Here is a 20,646-nt window from a genome sequence, read left to right on the forward strand (position 1 = left end):
CGGTACGGTGCCCCGGCGCGATGCGCCGGGGCACCGCCGTCTTCACCCCCTGACGGCCGCGACCACGCGCCAGGGTCCGGCTCGCTCGACCGAGCGCATCTCGAGGCCCGACCGACGGAGCACGTCGTACATCCGATCCGGAGCGTGGATGAACCCGCGGTACTCCTGCCGCCGGAGGCGCATCATCAGGTTGACCGTCGCCGTCGACGCTCGTGCCGGCCAACTGTTCGGTGGATGGCTGAAGACGAGCGAGCGCCGCGCGTGCGCGGCGGAGGCGCGGAGCAGCGACTCTGCGTTCGGGTAGCAGCACACGACCCGGTGCAGGATCACGTGATCGGCCTCGTCGACTTCGGAGCCGTCCGAGGCCAGATCCACGCCGACGATGCGTCGCGTTCGCTCCGCGAGTCCCTCGGCGGCGGCCAGGTCGCGGGCGACCGCTTCGTACGCGCCGGAGAGTTCCAGGTTGGTCGTGCTCGTGCCGCCACGGCGGAGCAGCTCCAACTGGAGCTCGCCGATCCCGCCGCCGATCTCGAGCACGGTCGCCCCATCGATGCCCGCTTCGACGACGGCGTCGACGATTCGGCGCTCAGGCGAGGTGAGGCCGCGGCGCCGATACCGCTTGGCGAGAGCGCGTGCGAACCGGTCGCCGAACACCTGCTCGTAGCGCGTCTGACCGCGCGGGCAGCAGTCGTCCATGAACTCAAGTATGCGCGCGCCCCCACGTCGGCGACAGCATGACGCGGAAACGGAACCTCAACGGCTGGGGAGTACGAACGTCAGGACATCGACCGAGACGGTCACGACCAGGTGATCGCCCGCGCTCGAAGAGGAGCTCGCCCCGGTGAGCGCCGCGGCATGGTGCGCGGACGGTCCCATCGCCGCGAACTTCGTGCGGAGAGCGTCGTCGACCTCGCAGCGCGAGCGGACGTGGTCTGCCGATGCGGGCTCGAATCCGGCGACGCGAAGCTGATCAGTGACGGCGGCGGCCTTGTCCGGAGGGATGTCGAGCAGCGTGCCCTCGGACCGGAGCTCGCCGAGGTGGTCCGCTCGAGGAACGACGACGATCGCGCGGCCGCCCGGCCGGAGGATTCGCGCGAACTCGCCGGGATTGCGGGGCGCGAACACGTTCAGGATGACATCCGCCGACTCGTCACGCAGTGGGAGTGGTTGCCAGATGTCGAGCACGACAGGGCTGCCCGACGGCACGGCACGAGCCGCCGCGCGGACGGCGTCGGGTGAACGGTCGCCCAGGAGGAAGGCCGTGCCTGGCAGGGCCCTATCGAGTCGAGCCGCGTAGAAGCCCGTACCGCAACCGAGGTCGGCGACGCGGAGTGGGCGGTCGGCGTGCACACCGGAGGCGGCTGCGACGACGGCGTCCGCGATCCGGTCGAACACGCCCGACTGCAGCACCGTGTCCCTGGCGGCGAGCATGGCGCGATCGTCGCCGAGGGTGCGCGGTGCTCTCGGGGGCAACAACGTCAGGAAGCCGTACTTCGAGCGATCGAACCGGTGGCCGCTCGAACAGCCGTACACGCGGTCATCGACGCCGGCGAGGGCCGAGAAGCAGTTCGGGCACCGAAGCCAGGTCGAATCGATCGACATGGTCCGGTGCCCGAACTGAGGTGACGCGTGGATCAGTGGTGCTGCGAGTGGGAGGCCTCGAGCTCGCCCTTCGTGACCGGCGCGATGCGGTCCTCGAAGAACCAGCGCGACATGCCAGCTCGAAGCTTCTGGCCGACCGTGATCTTGCCGCGCGCGTTCGGGCGCAGCATGAGCGGTTCGTACGACTCGTAGCTGACCAGGTGCCAACGCTCGTACTCGTCGAGCGGCTGGTGCACCTCGATGAACTCGCCACCGGGGAGCTTGACGATGCGGCCGGACTCGTAGCCGTGCAGCACGATCTCGCGGTCCTTCTTCTGCAGCGCGATGCAGACGCGCTTGGCGACGAAGTAGGCGACGATCGGCCCGAAGATGAGCAGCGCCTGGAGGGAGTGGATCACGCCCTCCATCGTCAGCATGAAGTGCGTCGCGATGAGGTCCGAGCTCGCCGCGGCCCACAGGACCGCGTAGAAGGTGACCCCCGCAGCGCCGATCGCGGTACGGGTCGGAGCGTTGCGCGGACGGTCCGCGATGTGGTGCTCGCGCTTGTCGCCGGTGACCCACGCCTCGATGAACGGGTAGATGAAGACCAGCAGGATGAACCCGCCGAGCACCGCCATCGGGGCGAGGATGTTGAACGACCACGTGCGGTCGAACAGCACGAACTCCCAGCCCGGGGGCACGAGTCGCAGGGCACCGTCGGCGAAGCCGATGTACCAGTCGGGCTGCGTTCCTGCGGAGACGGGCGACGGGTCGTACGGGCCGTAGTTCCAGATCGGGTTGATCGTGAACAGCGCCGAGATGAGGGCGAGGACACCGAAGACCAGGAAGAAGAATCCGCCGGCCTTGGCCGCGTAGATCGGCAGGATGGGCGGGCCGACCGCGTTCTGCTGGGTCCGGCCGGGGGCCGCGTACTGCGTGTGCTTGTGCACGACCACGAACATGAGGTGGAGGGCGATGAGGGCGAGCAGGATCACGGGCAGCAGCAGGATGTGCAGCGTGTACAGGCGCCCCACGATCGCGGTGCCCGGGAACTCGCCACCGAAGAGCAGGAACGAGGTCCACGTTCCGATCAGCGGCAGGCCCTTGATCATGCCGTCGATGATGCGCAGGCCGTTGCCCGAGAGCAGGTCGTCGGGAAGCGAGTAGCCGGTGAAGCCCTCACCCATCGCGAGGATGAACATCACGAAGCCGATGACCCAGTTCAGCTCACGAGGCTTGCGGAACGCGCCCGTGAAGAAGATGCGCAGCATGTGCAGGCCGATCGCGGCGACGAACATGAGCGCGGCCCAGTGGTGCATCTGCCGGACGAAGAGTCCGCCACGGAGGTCGAACGAGATGTCGAGCGTCGACGCCATGGCGGCGGACATCTCGACGCCCTTGAGGGGCACGTACGACCCCTCGTACTCGATCTCGACCATCGACGCCTGGAAGAAGAACGTCAGGAACGTGCCGGTGATCAGGATGACGAGGAAGCTGAACAGCGCGACCTCGCCGAGCAGGAACGACCAGTGGTCGGGGAAGGCCTTGCGGCCGAGTTCCTTGACGAACGTCGAGACGCTCGTGCGCTCATCGATGTAGTTCGACGCTGCCGCGGTGAATGTTCTGCGCTGCGGCGTGCGCGTGGCTGCGGTGCTCAATGACGCTCCCAGAAGCTCGGACCCACGGGTTCGGTGAAGTCGCTCTGCGCGACGAGGTAACCCTCGTCATCGACGGCGATCGGCAGCTGCGGCAGCGGCCGGGCGGCCGGTCCGAAGATGACCTCGCAGTGGTTGGCCACGTCGAACTGCGACTGGTGGCACGGGCAGAGCAGGTGGTGCGTGTGCTGCTCGTAGAGGGCGACCGGGCAGCCGACGTGGGTGCAGATCTTGGAGTACGCGACGATGCCGTCGTACGACCAGGATTCGCGATCCGGGAGCTCGTTGAGCTCGTCGGGGTTGAGGCGCATGAGGAGCACGGCGGCCTTGGCCTTCTCTTCGAGGCGCCCGTGGTGCATCTCGCTCAGGCCCTCGGGGATGACGTGGAAGGCGCTGCCGATCGTGACGTCGGAGGCCTTGATGGGCACGCCGGACGGGTCGATCGTGAGTCGCGTGCCCTTCTTCCACATGGTGTGGCTGAGCAGTTCGACCGGGTTGATGTCCTGCGGCGCGAGTCCGCGGAACAGCACGACCGCGGGAATCGGGAAGACGAGCAGCGCACCGATGAGGCTGTTGCGGATCGCGGAGCGCCGGGTGAAGCCCGACTCGCGGTCGGCATCCTGGAAGACCTTGACGGCGCCCTCACGCGACGCGACGTTGCCGCCGACCTTGTGGCGCTCGTCCGCGATCTCGACGTCGGTCATGACGGCCTTCGCCCAGTGCACCGCGCCGAAGCCGATACCGAGCAGCGCCAGCGCCGACCCGAGGCCGATGAACAGGTTGTTCAGGCGGACATCGCCGACGTTGTTCGACTCCATCGGGAAGAGCATGTACGCAGCGATCGCCCAGATGCTGCCGAGGATCGACAGGTAGAAGAGCGTGTACACCGTACGCTGCGCACGCTTCTCCTTCTTCGGGTCCTCGTCCGTGACCCGCGGACGGTGCGGCGGGAAGCCGGGGTTCTCGAACGCGTCCGCCTGGATCAGGGCGGTGCCCGTCTCGAGGGCGGGAACGGTCTCGGCGTGCGACGAGTCGGCAGCGGCGAGTTCCGTGCTGCCGCTGTGGTCGTCCTGTGCCATGGTTCTCCTTCTTCGCTTCTTCGGTGCGGGCCCTAGTTGGACTTCGCCGTGATCCACACGGTGATCGCGACGATGGCGCCGAGACCGAAGATCCAGATGAACAGGCCTTCCGAGACCGGTCCGAGCGAGCCGAGCTCGAACCCGCCGGGCGAGCGGTTGTCCTGGACGTACTGCAGGTAGGTGATGATGTCGCGCTTGTCTTCCGGCGAGATGTTCAGGTCGTTGAAGACCGGCATGTTCTGCGGGCCGGTGACCATGGCCTCGTAGATATGCACGCCCGAGACGTCGGACAGCGGGGGAGCGTACTTGCCCTCGGTGAGGGCGCCGCCGGCACCCGCGACGTTGTGGCACATCGCGCAGTTGATGCGGAAGAGCTCGGCGCCGTTCGCGGCATCGCCGCCGCCGTTGACGAGGCTGTCGGCGGGGATGTCGGGGCCGGGGCCGAGGGAGGCGACGTAGTAGGCAAGCTGCTTGATCTGCTCATCCGTGAACTGCACGGGCTTCTGCTCCGCCTGGGGCCCCTGCATCTGCATGGGCATGCGCCCCGTGCCGACCTGGAAGTCGACGGATGCGGCGCCGACGCCGATCAGGCTCGGCCCCTCTGCGGTGCCCGAGGCGTCGAGCCCGTGGCAGGTGGCGCAGTTCGCCTGGAAGAGCTTCTTGCCCTCCTCGATGGTCGCCTGCGAAGTGGGGGCGGCCTCGGCCTGGGCGGTCGTGGTGCTGAAGGCGGCGTAGGCGCCTCCGGTGAAGACGAGGCCGAGCGCGAGCAGCGCGGCGGTGGCGAGCGGATGCCGGCGGCCGGAGCGTCGCTTCGAGCGGTTCATTGATCTCTTCCTGTTCACGGGCATGGCAGTTCGGGTGGCTCCTGACTCGGTCTACTTGAGCACGTAGATGACGAGGAAGAGGCCGATCCAGACCACGTCGACGAAGTGCCAGTAGTAGGACACGACGATCGCGCTGGTGGCTTCCTTGTGACCGAAGTTCTTGACGGCGTAGACGCGGCCGATGACGAGGAGGAACGCGATGAGGCCGCCGGTGACGTGCAGCGCGTGGAAGCCGGTCGTCAGGTAGAACGCGGAACCGTACGCGTTCGAGTCGAGCGCGATGCCCTCGGAGACGAGGGCGGCGTACTCGTACGCCTGGCCGGCGACGAAGATCGCACCCATGACGAAGGTCACGAAGAACCACTCGACCATGCCCCAGTCACGCAGCTTCCAGCTCGTGCGGTAGGGCTGCATGCGTTCGGCCGCGAACACGCCGAACTGGCAGGTGAACGACGACGCCACGAGGATCAGGGTGTTGCCGAGTGCGAACGGGACGTTGAGCCGGCCGGCTTCGAACTCCCACAATTCGGGGGACGTCGACCGAAGCGTGAAGTAGATCGCGAAGAGGCCGGCGAAGAACATGACCTCGCTGCCAAGCCACACGATGGTACCGACCGCGACGGTGTTCGGCCGCTTGATCGCAGGCGCGCCCGTCTGAAACGTCATTGAGGTGCTCGTCACGCTCCCATTATGGCTGATTCGGCGGCGCGGTTTCGCCCGCCACGGGTCGATCCGATGGAGATTCCCACAATCGAGCCTGCGACGAGCCTGTCGGGCACCCGTGAATCCGCCGCGAATCCGCGCGGATAGGATCGATCGCATGCCCACCGAGCACACCTGGCCCGATCTCCTGAACACGCTCCTCGCGGGCGACGACCTCAGCGTGTCGGATGCCGCGTGGTGCATGGAACAGGTCATGACGGGCTCGGCGACCGACGCGCAGCTCGCCGCCTTCCTCATCGCGCTGCGCCTGAAGGGCGAGACCGTCGACGAGATCGTCGGCTTCCGGGATGCCATCCTCGAGCACGCCGTCGACCTCCCGGTCGACTCGATGGCGCTCGACATCGTCGGCACCGGCGGCGACCGCTTCGGGACCGTGAACGTCTCGACGATGGCATCCGTCGTCGCGGCTGCGGCCGGCGTTCCGGTCGTCAAGCACGGCAATCGCGCGGCGAGTTCGTCATCCGGTTCCTCGGACGTGCTCGGCGCCCTCGGCATCGATCTCGGACTGCCCGCCCGTCGCGTGGCCGAAGTGCTCGACGAGACCGGCATCACGTTCGCCTTCGCCGGGGCCTTCCACCCGGGGTTCAGACACGCCGGTCCCATCCGCGCCCAGCTCGGCGTCCCGACCGTCTTCAACTTCCTCGGGCCGCTGTGCAACCCGGCCCGGCCCGAGGCATCCGCTGTCGGCGTCGCCCAGCTCGATCGCGTTCCGCTCATCGTCGGCGTGTTCCAGACCCGCGGTGCCACGGCGCTCGTGTTCCGGGGCGATGACGGACTCGACGAACTCACCACGACCGGTCACAGCCACATCTGGGAGGTCTCGCGAGGCACGGTCAAGGAACACGACCTCGACCCGCGCGACCTCGGGATCCCGCGCGCGGCGATCGAGCAACTGCGGGGCGGCGACTCGGCATACAACGCCGCCATCGTGCGCGAGGTGCTCGGCGGCGCCCGCGGGGCCGTCCGCGACATCGTCGTGCTGAACGCGGCGGCCGGCCTCGTCTCCTATGAGCTGGCGGGCGATCCGAGCCAGTTCCAGCGCACGATCCTGGAACGGTTCCACGAGAAGATGGCGATCGCCGAGGGGGCGATCGACAGCGGCGCGGCCGCCCGCAAGCTCGAGGACTGGGTGAGCGCGACCCGGCGTTGAAGCGCCGGGTCGCGGCATCCGCTCATGACGATGGGGCCCCGCGGTGCGGAGCCCCATCGCCTGAGGAGTGATCACTTCACGTCGTCGTCGACCCAGTCGAGCGTCTTCGTGACCGCCTTCTTCCAGAGGCGGAGCTGACGCTCGCGCTCGTCGGCATCCATCGACGGTTCCCAGCGCCGGTCCTCCTGCCAGTTGGCGCGCAGGTCGTCGAGGCTCGACCAGAACCCGACGGCGAGACCCGCCGCGTAGGCCGCGCCGAGCGCGGTCGTCTCGGCGACGACCGGGCGCACGACCGGCACGCCGAGGATGTCGGCCTGGAACTGCATGAGCGTGTTGTTGGCGATCATCCCGCCGTCGACCTTCAGCTCGGTGAGCTCGACGCCCGAGTCGGCATTGACGGCATCGAGCACCTCGCGCGTCTGGAACGCCGTCGCCTCGAGCGCCGCTCGCGCGATGTGCCCCTTGTTCACGTATCGGGTCAGGCCCACGAGGGCACCGCGTGCGTCCGGACGCCAGTACGGGGCGAAGAGCCCCGAGAACGCCGGCACGAAGTACGCGCCGCCGTTGTCCTCGACGGACTTCGCGAGCTCCTCGATCTCGGGTGCGCTCGAGATGAGGCCGAGGTTGTCGCGGAGCCACTGGATGAGCGACCCGGTGACCGCGATGGATCCCTCGAGCGCGTAGTGCGCCGGCTGGTCGCCGAGCTTGTACCCGAGCGTGGTGAGCAGCCCGTTCTTCGAGTGGACGATCTCGGTGTCCGTGTTGAAGATCAGGAAGTTGCCCGTGCCGTAGGTGTTCTTCGACTCGCCGCTGTCGAACGCGGCCTGGCCGAACGTGGCCGCCTGCTGGTCGCCGAGGATGCCGGCGACCGGAACCTCGCGGAGCAGGCTCGAGGATTCGACCGTTCCGTACACCTCGGAGGACGACTTGATCTCCGGCATCATCGAGCGCGGCACCCCGAACTCCTCGAGGATGTCGTCGCGCCAGGACAGGGTCTCGAGGTCCATGAAGAGGGTGCGGCTGGCGTTGGTGACATCCGTCGCGTGCACGCCGCCGTCGACGCCGCCCGTGAGGTTCCACAGCACCCAGCAGTCGGTGGTGCCGAAGATGAGGTCGCCGGCCTCGGCCTTCTCGCGCGCGCCCTCGACGTTCTCGAGGATCCAGACGATCTTCGTGCCCGAGAAGTAGGTCGCGAGGGGAAGCCCGACGATGTGCTTGAAGCGGTCGACACCGACCGGCACGTCGAGGTTCTCGCGCGCGAAGCGCTCGACCCCTCCCTCGTCGGCGAGGCGGTCGACGATCGGCTGCGTGCGGGTGTCCTGCCAGACGATCGCGTTGTAGACCGGCTCGCCGGTCGTGCGATCCCAGACCACGGCGGTCTCGCGCTGGTTCGTGATGCCGACCGCGGCGATGTCGTGGCGGGTGAGGTCGGCCTTGCCGAGTGCCTGGCCGATCACCTCGCGGGTGTTGTGCCAGATCTCCATCGGGTCGTGTTCGACCCAGCCGGCCTTGGGGAAGATCTGCTCGTGTTCGAGCTGCCCGGTCGAGACGATCGTCCCGTGCTTGTCGAAGATGATCGCGCGGGTGCTGGTGGTTCCCTGGTCGATCGCCAGGATGTAGTCGGCCATGGCCGGTCCGTCCTCTCTGTTGCACTGGTGGAACGAGTCCGCCCGCTCGCGTCGGCGCGCTGAGCGCGGCGCCGCGGACGATCGAGGGGCCGGTCGCGGGACCGGCCCCTCGGTTGATCAGCCCAGGACGGGCAGCGCGGCGAGGGCCGCCCATCCGGCGAGCACGCCGCCGATGAGCGGGCCGACGACCGGGACCCACGAGTAGGACCAGTCGCTGGAGCCCTTGCCCTGGATGGGCAGGATGGCGTGCGCGATGCGCGGGCCGAGGTCGCGGGCCGGGTTGATCGCGTACCCGGTCGGACCACCCAGGGACGCGCCGATACCGATGACCAGCAGCGCCACGGGCAGCGCGCCGAGTGCGGCAAGGCCCGACGCGTCGCCGTTGCGGCCGAACCCGATCACGACGAAGACCAGCACGAACGTGCCGATGATCTCGGTCACGAGGTTCCAGCCGTAGGAGCGGATGGCGGGGCCGGTCGAGAACACGCCGAGCTTGTTGGCGGGCTCGGGCTCGCCGTCGAAGTGCTGCTTGTAGCCGAGCCAGACGATGATCGCGCCGAGGAAGGCGCCGATCATCTGCGCGCCGATGAAGGTGAGCACCGAGACCGCGTCCACCGGGACGGTCGTCCCGAACGCCGGGTTGCCGAACTCGGTGGCACCGTTGGCGACGAGGCCGACCGTGACGGCCGGGTTGATGTGCGCGCCCGACGCGTAGGCCACGACGACACCGGAGAAGACCGCGAGGCCCCAGCCGATGTTGACCATGAGGAAGCCGCCGTTGAAGCCCTTCGTCTTGGCCAGGGCGACGTTCGCCACGACTCCGCAACCCAGGAGCACCAGCATCGCGGTGCCCACGAGTTCGGAGAGGAACAGCACTCCGAGATTGTCCACGTTGACTTCCATCCTTTCGCCGTGCCCGGGGGCCGCGCCCCAGGGCGGATCAGCGCCCACCCTACTCGGGCCGCGAAGCGGTACGGAAGGGCGCGCGGCAAATCGTCGATGGCCCTTTCATCCCCGTGCTCGGCGGGGGTAGCTTGGCGGGAGTGCCGCGCTCCCGTCGACGGCGACGGGGCCGAGGGTGGCGGCCGAGGGGAAGGGACGTTCTGTCGTGAAGAAGATCATCAACGATCCGAAGCGCGTGGTCGACGAGTCGGTTGCGGGGTTCGGACTCGCGCACGCCGACCTGGTCCGGGTCGAGACCGATCCCATCCACGTGGTGCGCGGCGACGCGCCCGTCGCGGGCAAGGTCGGGCTGGTGTCGGGCGGCGGGAGCGGGCACGAGCCCCTGCACGCCGGTTTCGTCGGGCCGGGCATGCTCGACGCGGCGGTCCCGGGCGCGGTCTTCACCTCGCCCACGCCAGACCCGATCCTCGCGGCGACGAAAGCCGTGGACGGCGGCAAGGGCGTGCTCCACATCGTGAAGAACTACACCGGCGACGTCCTGAACTTCGAGACCGCTGCGGACCTCGCAGCGGCCGACGGCATCGAGGTCCGCGCCGTGGTGACCAACGACGACGTCGCCGTCAAGGACTCGCTCTACACCGCAGGACGGCGAGGCGTGGGCGGGACGGTGCTGGTCGAGAAGATCGCCGGCGCCGCGGCCGAGCGGGGCGACTCGTTGGAGCAGGTCGCCGAGGTCGCCGAACGCGTGAATGCGAACGTGCGTTCGATGGGCATGGCGTTGACGCCGTGCACGGTTCCCCACGCCGGCGAGCCGAGCTTCACGCTCGCGGAGGACGAGGTCGAGATCGGCATCGGCATCCACGGCGAGCCGGGGCGCGAGCGGATCAAGCTCGAGCCGGCCGACGCGATCGTCGACCGGTTGCTCGAGCCGATCGTGGAGGACCTCCCGTTCTCGTCGGGCGACCGGGTGCTGCTGTTCGTCAACGGCATGGGGGGCACCCCGCAGATCGAGCTGTACATCGCCTACCGACGCGCGGCCGAGTCGCTCGCCGAGCAGGGCATCCGCGTCGAGCGCTCCCTCGTGGGCAACTACATCACCTCCCTCGAGATGCAGGGGTTCTCGATCACGCTGCTGAAGCTGGACGACGACATGCTCGAACTGTGGGACGCACCCGTGCACACCGCCGCCCTGCGGTGGGGACGGTAGGCGATCGCGGTGGGACTGGACATCACCTGGGCGGTGGACTGGGTCAGACGCGGCGCCGAGACGCTCGCCGAGCACCGGGTCGAGCTCATCACGCTCGACCGTGAGATCGGCGACGGCGACCATGGAGAGAACATGGACCGCGGCTTCCAGGCCGTGCTCCCGAAGCTCGACGACCTGCCTGCGGGCTCGGCGCCCTCGGACGTGCTGAAGCTCGTCGCGACGACGCTGATCTCCACGGTCGGCGGCGCCGCCGGGCCACTGTACGGGACGGCGTTCCTGAAGGGATCCATGGCGGTCGCCGGCGAGTCGTCCCTGGACGCGGCCGGCGTGGCGGCGATGCTCGAGGCGGCGCGCGACGGCATCGTCTCGCGCGGCAAGGCCGAGAGCGGCGACAAGACGATGGTCGACGCGTGGACTCCGGCGGTCGATGCCGCGAGGTCCGCGGCCGATGGCGGCGCGAGCGCCGCCGAGACTCTGCGTGCCGCAGCGGATGCCGCCGCGACCGGTGCAGCTGCGACGGAACCGCTCGTCGCGCGCAAGGGTCGTGCCAGCTACCTGGGGGAGCGGTCGGCCGGCCATCGCGACCCCGGTGCGCAGTCGACCGTGTACCTGCTCGAGGCCGCGGCCGTAGCAGCGGCGAACGGGACCAGTGCCTGAGATGGGTGCGGGTGCGCTCGTCGGTGTCGTCGTCGTCTCGCACTCGGACCTGATCGCACGCGGCGTCGTCGAGCTCGCACGGCAGATGGCGGCGAACGTGCGGATCGAGGCTGCCGGGGGTACGGACGACGGGCGCATCGGCACGAGCTTCGATCGGGTCTCCGCGGCGATCGTCGCCGCAGAGACCGGCGCGGGCGCGGTCGTGTTGTGCGACCTCGGCTCGGCGATCCTGACCGCGGAGACCGCACTGGACTTCCTCGACGACGACCGGAGGCCGCGAGTGCGGATCGCGGACGCACCGCTCGTCGAGGGCGCGGTTGCGGCATCCGTCGCCGCGGAGTCGGGCGGTGACCTGGACACGGTCGTCCGGGCGGCGCAGAGCGCAGGCGGCGGCGCGGACGACTCCGGTGAGCCGGTCCCGGTCGAGGAGGCGGCATCCGCTCCTCTCGGTGCCGGCGGGGGATCCTCGCCGAAGCGCAGCGTGACGCTCGTGAACGCGGACGGCCTGCACGCCAGGCCGGCTGCGGCGTTCGTGAAGCTCGCGAGCACCTTCCCGCAGCGGGTCACGGTCAACGGGATCGACGCGAAGAGCCTGCTCTCGATCATGGCGCTCGGCGTGGTCGCGGGTGACACGATCGAGATCGCATCGGACGACCCTTCGGGCGCCGAGGCGGTGGATGCGCTCGCGGAGCTCGCGGAATCGGGCTTCGGCGAGCACTGACCGGCGCCGGCCTGACCCGGAGCTCCTGCTCGCGCGCGCGAGCGACCGAGGAGTACCATCGGCGGCATGGCACGCGATGAGGCGGGTCACGACGACGGGAACGCATTCACCCGGTTCTTCGACCGGGTGGACCGGGCGCTGACGCCCGCGTTCGAGTCGCCGCGGATGGCCCCGGAAGAGCCCGACGACCGCAGTCAGTCGGGGGAGAAGCCGTGTCCGCTCTGCGGGCACCCGATGTTCGAGCACCGGATCGACGAGTCGACCTCGAATGTGCTGCTCGAATGCCCGACCGATGAACGATTGCCCGAACCGGCCGCGACGGCGCCGCTGAACGAATTCGGCATGCCGGCGAGCGAGGAGCGTCTGGCGAAGCTCAAGCGCAACGACCACGCCTGACGACGACTCCCGACGGGTCGTCGGCGACGCCCGGGAACCGGGTGCACCGTGAAGCTGCTTCTCGAGGCATCCGCTTCATGATGCGGGGGAGTGGTCGCGGTGCTCGCCGTGCTCACTGAGGGCGTGCGAGCATGGCAGCATGCAGCGGGTGGACGTGCGGCCGATGACGGCGGGCGAGTTCGAGGAATGGCAGACGGAGATCGCCGAGGCGTATGCCGTCGAGCAGGTCGAAGCAGGTCGCTGGGGCCCGGACGGCGCGGTCGAGCGTGCTCGCGATGAGAATGCGAGGCTGCTTCCGGACGGGCCGCTCACCGAGCGCATGCTCGTCCTGCGGGGCGTCGACGTCGACGGCGCGCCGATCGGGCGCGCGTGGGTGGGCCTGGACCACCCACGGGGCGCACCGGGCATCGCCTTCCTGTACGACATCGAGGTCATCGCGTCGCGGCGGGGGCGCGGGCTCGGCCGAGCGCTGCTGAACGCGGTCGAGGAGGCGGCGCGACGAGCCGGCGCCTCGGCCCTCGAGCTGAACGTCTTCGGCAGGAACACCGCCGCGGTCGGCCTGTACGAGAGCGCCGGGTACGTCGTGGTCACGCAGCAGATGCGGAAGTCGCTGTGATCGCCGCTCCGGCGCTCACTCGCTTCCGGGTGACCTCCGAAGACGAGCTACACGTACATCGAGGGATGCGCTCGGAAGTCGACGCGGCTCGCGGCCTCGAGCACGATCGCGGCGCGTGCGGCCTCGTCGCGAGCGCGCTCGGTCGATTCGGCGTCGCGTTCGCGTTGCTGTCGGTCGGCCTCCGCGCCCACCTCGAGGAGGATCTCGCCGATCAGGGCCGCCAGGCCGGCGGTGAGTTCGGCGAGGTTGGTGTGTCCGATGACGAGGCGTCGGTCGACTGCCTCGAGCGTCGCCTGCGCATACCCTGAATCGTGGAGCCGCGACGCCACGGCGGGGGCCGCCAGCAGGCGCAGCTCGGCCGACGACGGGCGGCGCGTGAAGACCGCGGAGACGTCGTAGCGCTCAGGCTCCTCCATGGTGCCGATCGTCGGCGGGAGTTCGCCCACCAGCACATGCGTGACACCGAGGTCGGTGCGAGCGGGCTGCGGAACCTCGTCCATCGGCGCTCGTGTGCGGGAGGCGCTGAGGTCGCCTTCCGCCTGGCTTTCCTGAGTGTGCTTCATCTCCGGAGTATGGTCGCCGAACATGTGCGCACTCACAGGTGGGGAGGGGGCGTGAACGGGGCATCCCGGTCACCGACTGGATACGGCGCTTATCAAGTCGGGGTCTATTCGAGCTCGAGGAGCCGCCGTTCTCCGTTGTTGCCGTCCGCGGATCCAAGACCTCGGGTAGCTTTAGCCCCGTGCAATCTCAGGACCCCGTCGACCGGCCATATCAGCAGCTGCTCGGATTGATCACTCAGTACGGTTGGGCCATTCGGCACGTCGGTAGTGCTGGCACGGCGCCAGGGTTCTCGTACACGGTCGGTCTGACTGCGATGGGGCACCCCGAATTCGTGATGACTGGAATGCCGTTTGAGGCTTCGCAGGGATTCTTGAACCTGCTGGGCGCCGATGTACGTGACGGGAAGCGTTACGCGGCCGGCACTGTCGTCTGGGATCTCACCGAGCCTCCGGCGCCGATCGCCATCATTGCAGTGAGTGAAACGACCGGGTTGACAGCGATCGATGAGGTCTATGGTCGCGTAGACGCTCTCCAGGCGATCTGGTCTGATTCGACGGGACACCTTCCGTGGGATGAGGGATACCGAAACCCGCCCGATACGCAGCCGCTGCTTGGACCACTTCCTGTGTGGCGGCTCGGGCGCCCGGGCCCTAGTTCCTAGGAGTCGTGCGGCTGATGAGCGGATACGTTGCCATCTGAGTGCCGGCTCGAGCTGCGTGTGCAGCCATCGTGTTGAGGCCGTAGCCAAGCATTGAGGAAAGCGTGCTGATGTCGAGCTCCTTCGTGAGGTCGTTCAACGTTGCGTTTCTGCTGGCTTGGGGTCGGATGCCGAAGATCGTGAAGCGGTTCCAGAGCGAGTTGGCCTGGATGTGCCGGCCTGGCTGCGTGGACGGAAACAGCCAGACCGACGCGTCGGTTGACGATCGGGTTCCTTGATGATTCGCGGCGAGGTACTCGCTGAAGAGAGGGAGAAGCGGCTCAGGGACCGGGGCAAGTAGGGGGCCAAGCTCGATGGTCATGCCGTTCGGTGTATGAGCAATGGCGTCGCGCTTCAGAGTGGCGATGCGCCCGATCTCGGTGCCGTAGAGCAGGAAGATCAGAGCGGCGACCCGAGTGGAAAGCTTGACGGTGTCGGCTTCGATCACGGTGCGCAGTGCGTTCATTCGCTCGGTTGGGGTCGACAGGGGAGTGGTCATGGCTTCACGCTTTGGGGCGTGCAGCGGCTTTCGACGCCCGATCAATTTACGGTTGAGCAGGAAGTTCCGGACGACGGTGCGTGTCGTGGGGCCTTCTGACCAGTAGAGGTCGATGTGTTCCTGAGTGAGGTATTCGATCTGCGCGTGCTGAGACTCCTCAAGCCAGACCATGAACTTCCCGGCCTCGGTGATCTCCTGCTTCGCCGTGCGTGTGGCGTAATCCATGTTGGGTGGAGGGTCGTTTCGAAGTCGACGAAGGTGATGCCATCGGCCGAACTGTTCGAGGGGTTGCTGGATATGTGGCCTGCCTGCGAACGACTCGAGTCTTCGGTCGAGCCAGATCTCGAAGCGAGCGAGGTACTGATCACCGCGACCAGGCATGATGCGGTGGTGAACCAAAAGCTCGCGCAGGTGTTCGACCGCCCGCGAGTCCGGGATCGCGTCAAAGGCGGCGTGATCGAGTGAGAGGGAACGAGTGCCGATGGCTTCAAGGAGTTCCCTAGCCTGCTTGCCGCCCATCCACGTGACAATGCTCTGCGGTCGCTGGACCGATGAGAGTTCACGGATGAGTCGATGTAGCCGCAGGTCGGGTGGATCGTTGGGGCGAAGCACTGTGGTTAGATCCTCGACGACGACGCATCGCGCGCATGCGCCCTTCCGGATGCGTTCACCTTCGCGTCCACACCGATCACAGAGCAGGTTGGTGGTGATGCCGGCGCAGTCGCGGCAGATGAGTTCCTGGGAAGGAGACCTGCCGGGCAGGAGCCGTTGGTCTCCGCAATGGGCGCAGGTCCCGTAGGCGTTCGCCGCGCGAACGAAACAGGCGCCACAGACCGTCCCGTCTGGCCAGCGCACGCGGATCTTGCGGACGTCTTGGCCGCAACGGTCGCAGTGTGCCTCGCCCGATGTTCGGGGCCGACCGCGGCCGCGAAGCTCAGGCATCGTTGTCGGGGCGGATTCGCGCTCTCACTGGCCTGTAGGCCTCGATGAGCGGCACTTCAGCGGCACTGCCGACGGCCTTCCGAGGGTATTGTGCGCGTACATCAGTCGCCGTGTAAGTGACCAGCTCGTTGACCTCGACGCGGAAGATATCCGCGAGCGCAACGAGCACCTTGAAAGCGATCCGTTCTGGATCCTGGGCAACGATGCGGTAGATCTGTGATTCCGACAGAGTGATGCCACGCTCTCGGAGTGGTTCGACGAGGTCGCGACTGTTGCGCATCCCCATCCGAGCCATCAGCTCCCGGGTGTGCCACTCGTAGTGAATCTGACGCTTCATCGTGAACTCTCCTTTGGATCCGCTCGGGGGAGTCGCGCCCCACTTCGTTCGACCGTCTCCGTGAGCACCCTGTTCATCTCTCTGGTGCGATAGTCGGGGGAGAGCCGCGTGTAGATACCCGTGGTCGACGCATGCTCGTGGCCGAGTTGCAGTTGCACGAAGCTCGTATCGAATCCGTGCTCTCCCTGAAGATCCGTGGCGTATGACCGTCTGAGTGAGTGGATGTCGAGCCCCGGTGGGAACCCGAGCTCGTCAACGAGGGAACGGAATCGCTTCCGGAGGTAGCCCTTGTCGACCATGCGCCCGGTGTCCGTTGGGAACAGGGGAGCGGCTCTGCCAACGCCAAAGCGCGGCAGTCCCACCCGTATCCAGTGGTCGAGAAGCTCGACCGACCAGTCGAAAATCGTAAGCACGGTGCGCTGCTTCGGTGGCGCTCCCTTCATCGCTTTCCCGACCCGTACTCGTAGGACGCCCCAATCGCCATAGGCCGGCATCCGCGCATTGCGTGAGAAATCCGGGAGGATGAGGTTCCTTGCCTCGTTGTGTCGCAGCCCCCACGCATAGAGCGTCTTGAACATCACGGCGTCGCGCCAAGCTGCGAGAGCCCCTTTCCTGCCCGCGGAAAGAATGCGCTCCGGTTCGAGATCCGCAAGGTCGAAGAACTCCTGCAGCTCGAGCGGGCTGAATGGCCGCTTCTCGCCATCGGGGGACTCGTCGGAGTGCTTCGCCTTGTTGAACTCGGTTACCACCTGAGTGAAGACCGTCCCGAACCATTGGCCGCAACGCTCGTTCCAGTCATAGTTCGGGTCGCCAGCGAACTCCAGGAACAGCTTGACGTCCGACTGGTAGGCACGCACGGTGTTGTGAGCACGATTCTCGACACCGCGCAGGTGCCCGAAGAAGTCGTCAGCATCCGAGGGAAGCCACTCCCATGGGTGGCTGCCAGCGAACGACGCCATCCGTTCGACCGATCGGATTCGGCGTTGGATCGTCACCAACCCGAAGTTGCGAGCAAGCTGTTGACGCTTCCACGCAGTCAGAATCTCGTTCAGGAACGTGTCAGCGTCCATCGCAGGGCGAGCGCTGGGAAGCCAACTGACGTTGCCGATCTGATCGCGCACGGACGCTCCTTTCGTCTGCAAATCTTGCAGACAAAGCGCAAATTCTGCAAGAGCCGGTGAGATATCCGCAGATCAAACGGCGAATTCACCCTTCAACCCGGCACCACGACGCAGCCACGGCCTTCGAGCGAAGCGCTGCTGCAAAATCCCTGATCAACCCCGCGAAGGGTGCGGGATGGCGGTCGCGTATCACGGGAGGGCTATTGGCAGAATCCGCGAATAGTCACCCTACGTTCGGACATAATGTGCATTATCGGCGTGCGGTGGAAGCCGGGGCCGGACCGCTGCCGACGCCTCGGCGAACGGTCCGACCGATCGCCGAGGCGCGCAGGGTCGTCACCCGACGGCGCGGGTGACGAGCTCCACGATCCGCTGCTCGGTCGCTGCAGACAGCCCGGTGATGGCATACGAGGTCGCCCACATCTCGCCGTCGTCGAGCTGAGCCGTGTCCTGGAATCCGAGCGTGGCGTACCGTCCGTTGAACTTCTCCGCGGACTGGAAGAACAGCAGCACCTTGCCGCCCTTGGCGTAGGCGGGCATGCCGTACCAGGTCTTCGGCTCGAGCTCGGGTGCGTGCTCGTTCACGAGCGCGTGGACGCGTTCGGCGATCTCGCGATCCGAGTCCTGCATCTCTGCGACCTTCTCGAGCAGATCGTCGAGCCCGTTCTTCTTCTTGCCGCGCCGCACCTCCTTCGCGCGCTCCTTCATCGCGGCGCGCTCATCTGCGGTGAAGCCCTCGCCGTCCTGTTCGCGTGAACGCGTGCGCTCAGCCATGGTGTTGTTCCTCTCGTTCGTTCTGTTCGGAGTGCGTGGTCGTGTCCGGCGTGACGGGCAGGTCGCGCAAGTACACGACTCCCCCGGACTCGTATGCGGAATGCAGGCACATGACCTCTCCCTTCGATACCGGTGGGGGGTATCAGGCGCCGACGTACTCGGCGAGGTGCTCCCCCGTGAGCGTCGCTCGGCTCGCGACGAGATCGGCCGGCGTGCCCTCGAACACGATCCGACCGCCGTCGTGGCCGGCTCCCGGGCCGAGGTCGATGATCCAGTCGGCGTGCGCCATGACCGCCTGGTGGTGTTCGATGACGATGACCGTCTTCCCCGAATCGACGAGCCCGTCGAGCAGTCTCAGGAGGTTGTCGACGTCCGCCAGGTGCAGGCCCGTCGTCGGCTCGTCGAGCACGTACACGTCGCCGGCCTCGCCCATCGCGATCGCCAGTTTGACGCGTTGCCGCTCGCCGCCCGACAGTGTCGACAGAGGTTGCCCGAGGCTCAGGTAGCCGAGCCCGACGTCTTCGAGCCGGCCGAGGATCTTCGCTGCCGCGGGGATCCTCGCCTCGCCCGACGAGAAGAACTCGCGAGCCCGTGAGACGGGAAGGTCGAGCACCTCGGTGATGTCCAGTCCCCCGAGCGTGTACTGCAGCACCCCGGACTGGAAGCGCTTGCCGCCGCAGTCCTCGCACGGGGTCTCGATCGTGTCCATGAAGCCCAGCTCGGTGATGATGACCCCGGAGCCCTTGCAGGTCGGGCACGCCCCCTCGGAGTTCGCGCTGAAGAACGCGGGCTTGACCCCGTTCGCCTTCGCGAACGCCTTCCGGATCGGGTCGAGCAGGCCGGTGTAGGTCGCCGGACTGCTGCGCCGCGAGCCCTTGATCGCGCCCTGGTCGATCGACACGATCCCCTCGCGCGGCGAGACCGACCCGTGGATCAGGGAACTCTTGCCCGATCCCGCGACGCCCGTCACGACCGTGAGCACCCCGAGCGGGACGTCGACGTCCACGCCCTGCAGGTTGTTCTCCTCGGCGCCGCGCACCTCGATCGCTCCGGTCGCGCGCCGCACCGACGACTTGATCGCCGCGCGGTCCTCGAGGTGCCGCCCGGTGACCGTGCCGCTCGCCTTGAGTCCGTCGACGGTTCCCTCGAAGCCGATCTCTCCCCCGCCGACGCCCGCGCCCGGGCCGAGGTCGACGACGTGGTCGGCGATGGCGATGGTCTCCGGCTTGTGCTCGACGACCAGTACGGTGTTGCCCTTGTCGCGCAGCTGCAGCAGCAGCGTGTTCATGCGCTGGATGTCGTGCGGGTGGAGGCCGATCGTGGGCTCGTCGAAGACATAGGTGACATCCGTCAGCGACGACCCGAGGTGGCGGAGCATCTTGATGCGCTGGGCCTCGCCGCCCGACAGGGTTCCCGACGGCCGCTCGAGGCTCAGGTACCCGAGTCCGAGCGTGACGAACGCGTCGAGGTTGGCGCTCAGCGCCTCGAGGAGCGGCCCCGCATCCGGCAGGTCGAGCCCCCGCACCCACTCGGCGAGGTCGGTGACCTGCATGCGGCACGCGTCGGCGATGCTGACCCCCGCGATCTTCGACGAGCGCGCGGCCTCGGTCAGCCGCGTGCCGTCGCACTCGGGGCAGCGGGCGAAGGTCGCGACTCGCTCGACGAACGCGCGGATGTGGGGCTGGAGCGCGTCGAGGTCCTTCGAGAGCATCGACTTCGTGATCTTGGGGATCAGGCCCTCGTAGGTCAGGTTGATGCCCTTGACCTTGACCTTCGTCGGCTCGTTGTAGAGCAGCGCGTGCCGTTCCTTCTCGGTGAACTCGGCGACGGGCTTGTCGGGGTCGTAGAACCCGGATTCGGCGAAGCCGCGCACCATCCACCCGTCGGCCGTGTAGCCGGGCACCATGATCGCACCGGCGTTCAGCGACCTGCTCTCGTCGACGATCTGCGACAGGTCGAGCTCGGACACCGAACCGCGCCCCTCGCATCGCGGGCACATGCCGCCGAGGTAGACGGCGTTGCGGACGATCGTCTTGTCGCCGGTCGCCGAGGTCATGACGCCGCTCGCCTGCTGCGTGGGGATGTTGAACGAGAACGCCGTCGGGCCGCCGATGTGCGGCTCGCCGAGCTTGCTGAAGAGGATCCGCAGCATCGCGTTCGCATCGGTGACCGTGCCGACGGTCGAGCGCGGGTTCGCGCCGAGGCGCTCCTGGTCGACGAGGATCGCGGTCGTGAGCCCCTCGAGCACGTCGACGTCGGGGCGCGGCACCGACGGCATGAACCCCTGCACGAACGCGCTGTAGGTCTCGTCGATGAGCCGACGCGACTCGGCGGCGATCGTGTCGAACACGAGCGAGCTCTTGCCGGAACCGGACACGCCCGTGAACACGGTCAGCCGGCGCTTCGGCAGGTCGACCGAGACGTCCTTGAGGTTGTTCTCCCGGGCGCCGCGCACCCGGATCAGGTCGTGGGCGTCGGCGGCCGGCGCGGCCGCGACGGGTCGAGCGGATGCCGCGGACACGGCGTTTCCTGTCATGGTCATGGTGCCTCCAAGGCGGTCGAATTCGATCCA

At 67.7% G+C, this 20,646-nt stretch carries 21 protein-coding genes; 7 read left to right on the plus strand and 14 right to left on the minus strand.

What is annotated here, in order from left to right; translation table 11 throughout:
* Positions 1-42: 42 nt before the first annotated feature.
* Genes DSM26151_RS07225 through ctaE form a run of 6 tightly spaced genes read right to left on the minus strand, consistent with a single transcriptional unit; the run spans position 43 to position 5,805 of the window.
* The gene (locus DSM26151_RS07225) at positions 43-696 is read right to left on the minus strand and encodes a methyltransferase domain-containing protein (protein WP_234661722.1); all 654 of its coding nucleotides are present in this window, start codon (positions 694-696) and stop codon (positions 43-45) included.
* 57 nt (positions 697-753) lie between these two features.
* Positions 754-1,602 (minus strand): methyltransferase domain-containing protein, encoded by an 849-nt coding sequence (locus DSM26151_RS07230; RefSeq protein WP_234661723.1) that lies wholly within the window; start codon positions 1,600-1,602, stop codon positions 754-756.
* Positions 1,603-1,634: 32 nt separating this feature from the next.
* Positions 1,635-3,251: a cytochrome bc1 complex cytochrome b subunit gene (gene qcrB, locus DSM26151_RS07235; RefSeq protein WP_407651037.1), complete on the minus strand. Its 1,617-nt coding sequence runs from the start codon at positions 3,249-3,251 to the stop codon at positions 1,635-1,637.
* Positions 3,236-4,315, minus strand: coding sequence for a cytochrome bc1 complex Rieske iron-sulfur subunit (qcrA, locus tag DSM26151_RS07240; protein WP_234661725.1), 1,080 nt, complete (start codon positions 4,313-4,315; stop codon positions 3,236-3,238). The genes qcrB and qcrA overlap by 16 nt, the downstream gene beginning before the upstream one ends.
* Before the next feature lie 32 nt (positions 4,316-4,347).
* Positions 4,348-5,139, minus strand: a complete 792-nt coding sequence (qcrC, locus tag DSM26151_RS07245) for a cytochrome bc1 complex diheme cytochrome c subunit (RefSeq protein WP_234661726.1) — start codon at positions 5,137-5,139, stop codon at positions 4,348-4,350.
* Between the two features lie 51 nt (positions 5,140-5,190).
* Positions 5,191-5,805 (minus strand): aa3-type cytochrome oxidase subunit III, encoded by a 615-nt coding sequence (gene ctaE / locus DSM26151_RS07250; RefSeq protein ID WP_234661727.1) that lies wholly within the window; start codon positions 5,803-5,805, stop codon positions 5,191-5,193.
* Between the two features lie 154 nt (positions 5,806-5,959).
* On the opposite strand from ctaE, the gene trpD reads away from it, so the two are divergent.
* Positions 5,960-7,012, plus strand: a complete 1,053-nt coding sequence (gene trpD / locus DSM26151_RS07255) for an anthranilate phosphoribosyltransferase (RefSeq protein WP_234661728.1) — start codon at positions 5,960-5,962, stop codon at positions 7,010-7,012.
* A 71-nt stretch (positions 7,013-7,083) separates the two neighbouring features.
* Here the strand turns inward: trpD and glpK are convergent, their stop codons facing one another.
* Complete coding sequence (glpK, locus tag DSM26151_RS07260) at positions 7,084-8,640, minus strand: glycerol kinase GlpK (RefSeq protein ID WP_234661729.1); 1,557 nt, start codon at positions 8,638-8,640, stop codon at positions 7,084-7,086.
* 117 nt (positions 8,641-8,757) lie between these two features.
* Positions 8,758-9,483, minus strand: a complete 726-nt coding sequence (locus DSM26151_RS07265; protein ID WP_234661791.1) for an MIP/aquaporin family protein — start codon at positions 9,481-9,483, stop codon at positions 8,758-8,760.
* Positions 9,484-9,748: 265 nt separating this feature from the next.
* Between DSM26151_RS07265 and dhaK the strand changes: the two genes are divergently transcribed.
* From dhaK to DSM26151_RS07290, 5 genes are all read left to right on the plus strand, one after another.
* The gene (gene dhaK / locus DSM26151_RS07270; protein ID WP_234661730.1) at positions 9,749-10,750 is read left to right on the plus strand and encodes a dihydroxyacetone kinase subunit DhaK; all 1,002 of its coding nucleotides are present in this window, start codon (positions 9,749-9,751) and stop codon (positions 10,748-10,750) included.
* A gap of 9 nt (positions 10,751-10,759) precedes the next feature.
* On the plus strand, positions 10,760-11,407 hold the full coding sequence (gene dhaL, locus DSM26151_RS07275; protein ID WP_234661731.1) for a dihydroxyacetone kinase subunit DhaL: 648 nt from the start codon (positions 10,760-10,762) through the stop codon (positions 11,405-11,407).
* Position 11,408: 1 nt separating this feature from the next.
* On the plus strand, positions 11,409-12,128 hold the full coding sequence (dhaM, locus tag DSM26151_RS07280) for a dihydroxyacetone kinase phosphoryl donor subunit DhaM (protein ID WP_234661829.1): 720 nt from the start codon (positions 11,409-11,411) through the stop codon (positions 12,126-12,128).
* 66 nt (positions 12,129-12,194) lie between these two features.
* Positions 12,195-12,524, plus strand: a complete 330-nt coding sequence (locus DSM26151_RS07285; protein ID WP_234661732.1) for a hypothetical protein — start codon at positions 12,195-12,197, stop codon at positions 12,522-12,524.
* A gap of 139 nt (positions 12,525-12,663) precedes the next feature.
* Positions 12,664-13,140: a GNAT family N-acetyltransferase gene (locus DSM26151_RS07290; RefSeq protein ID WP_234661733.1), complete on the plus strand. Its 477-nt coding sequence runs from the start codon at positions 12,664-12,666 to the stop codon at positions 13,138-13,140.
* 47 nt (positions 13,141-13,187) lie between these two features.
* On the opposite strand, the gene DSM26151_RS07295 is transcribed toward DSM26151_RS07290, so the two are convergent.
* On the minus strand, positions 13,188-13,703 hold the full coding sequence (locus DSM26151_RS07295) for a hypothetical protein (protein WP_234661734.1): 516 nt from the start codon (positions 13,701-13,703) through the stop codon (positions 13,188-13,190).
* 179 nt (positions 13,704-13,882) lie between these two features.
* Between DSM26151_RS07295 and DSM26151_RS15190 the strand changes: the two genes are divergently transcribed.
* A complete protein-coding gene (locus DSM26151_RS15190; RefSeq protein WP_407651025.1) occupies positions 13,883-14,365 on the plus strand; it encodes a DUF4262 domain-containing protein in 483 nt (160 codons plus the stop codon).
* Here DSM26151_RS15190 and DSM26151_RS07300 read toward each other — a convergent pair.
* The 5 genes from DSM26151_RS07300 to DSM26151_RS07320 all read right to left on the minus strand — a co-directional run bounded on the left by DSM26151_RS07300 (position 14,355) and on the right by DSM26151_RS07320 (position 20,610).
* The gene (locus tag DSM26151_RS07300) at positions 14,355-15,419 is read right to left on the minus strand and encodes a hypothetical protein (RefSeq protein ID WP_234661735.1); all 1,065 of its coding nucleotides are present in this window, start codon (positions 15,417-15,419) and stop codon (positions 14,355-14,357) included. The two genes, DSM26151_RS15190 and DSM26151_RS07300, sit on opposite strands and share 11 nt — an antisense overlap.
* A gap of 415 nt (positions 15,420-15,834) precedes the next feature.
* Positions 15,835-16,179: a helix-turn-helix domain-containing protein gene (locus DSM26151_RS07305; protein ID WP_234661736.1), complete on the minus strand. Its 345-nt coding sequence runs from the start codon at positions 16,177-16,179 to the stop codon at positions 15,835-15,837.
* Positions 16,176-17,300, minus strand: a complete 1,125-nt coding sequence (locus tag DSM26151_RS07310) for a tyrosine-type recombinase/integrase (RefSeq protein ID WP_234661737.1) — start codon at positions 17,298-17,300, stop codon at positions 16,176-16,178. Before DSM26151_RS07310 ends, DSM26151_RS07305 begins: the two co-directional genes overlap by 4 nt.
* Before the next feature lie 336 nt (positions 17,301-17,636).
* The gene (locus DSM26151_RS07315) at positions 17,637-18,074 is read right to left on the minus strand and encodes an iron chaperone (protein ID WP_234661738.1); all 438 of its coding nucleotides are present in this window, start codon (positions 18,072-18,074) and stop codon (positions 17,637-17,639) included.
* Positions 18,075-18,216: 142 nt separating this feature from the next.
* On the minus strand, positions 18,217-20,610 hold the full coding sequence (locus tag DSM26151_RS07320; RefSeq protein WP_234661830.1) for an ATP-binding cassette domain-containing protein: 2,394 nt from the start codon (positions 20,608-20,610) through the stop codon (positions 18,217-18,219).
* Positions 20,611-20,646: the final 36 nt, after the last annotated feature.

The organism is Agromyces marinus (assembly GCF_021442325.1).
GTDB classification, from domain to species: domain Bacteria; phylum Actinomycetota; class Actinomycetes; order Actinomycetales; family Microbacteriaceae; genus Agromyces; species Agromyces marinus.

Bases quoted from the DNA above. Each gene is read 5' to 3' on its own strand.
- qcrA (WP_234661725.1), bottom strand. From the start codon at position 4,315: ATGGCACAGGACGACCACAGCGGCAGCACGGAACTCGCCGCTGCCGAC.
- DSM26151_RS07285 (WP_234661732.1), top strand. From the start codon at position 12,195: ATGGCACGCGATGAGGCGGGTCACGACGACGGGAACGCATTCACCCGG.
- glpK (WP_234661729.1), bottom strand. From the start codon at position 8,640: ATGGCCGACTACATCCTGGCGATCGACCAGGGAACCACCAGCACCCGC.
- DSM26151_RS07305 (WP_234661736.1), bottom strand. From the start codon at position 16,179: ATGAAGCGTCAGATTCACTACGAGTGGCACACCCGGGAGCTGATGGCT.
- DSM26151_RS07290 (WP_234661733.1), top strand. From the start codon at position 12,664: ATGCAGCGGGTGGACGTGCGGCCGATGACGGCGGGCGAGTTCGAGGAA.
- DSM26151_RS07320 (WP_234661830.1), bottom strand. From the start codon at position 20,610: ATGACAGGAAACGCCGTGTCCGCGGCATCCGCTCGACCCGTCGCGGCC.
- DSM26151_RS07295 (WP_234661734.1), bottom strand. From the start codon at position 13,703: ATGAAGCACACTCAGGAAAGCCAGGCGGAAGGCGACCTCAGCGCCTCC.
- trpD (WP_234661728.1), top strand. From the start codon at position 5,960: ATGCCCACCGAGCACACCTGGCCCGATCTCCTGAACACGCTCCTCGCG.
- ctaE (WP_234661727.1), bottom strand. From the start codon at position 5,805: ATGACGTTTCAGACGGGCGCGCCTGCGATCAAGCGGCCGAACACCGTC.
- DSM26151_RS07265 (WP_234661791.1), bottom strand. From the start codon at position 9,483: ATGCTGGTGCTCCTGGGTTGCGGAGTCGTGGCGAACGTCGCCCTGGCC.
- DSM26151_RS07230 (WP_234661723.1), bottom strand. From the start codon at position 1,602: ATGTCGATCGATTCGACCTGGCTTCGGTGCCCGAACTGCTTCTCGGCC.
- DSM26151_RS07225 (WP_234661722.1), bottom strand. From the start codon at position 696: ATGGACGACTGCTGCCCGCGCGGTCAGACGCGCTACGAGCAGGTGTTC.
- DSM26151_RS07300 (WP_234661735.1), bottom strand. From the start codon at position 15,419: ATGGGCGGCAAGCAGGCTAGGGAACTCCTTGAAGCCATCGGCACTCGT.
- DSM26151_RS07315 (WP_234661738.1), bottom strand. From the start codon at position 18,074: ATGGCTGAGCGCACGCGTTCACGCGAACAGGACGGCGAGGGCTTCACC.
- dhaM (WP_234661829.1), top strand. From the start codon at position 11,409: ATGGGTGCGGGTGCGCTCGTCGGTGTCGTCGTCGTCTCGCACTCGGAC.
- qcrC (WP_234661726.1), bottom strand. From the start codon at position 5,139: ATGAACCGCTCGAAGCGACGCTCCGGCCGCCGGCATCCGCTCGCCACC.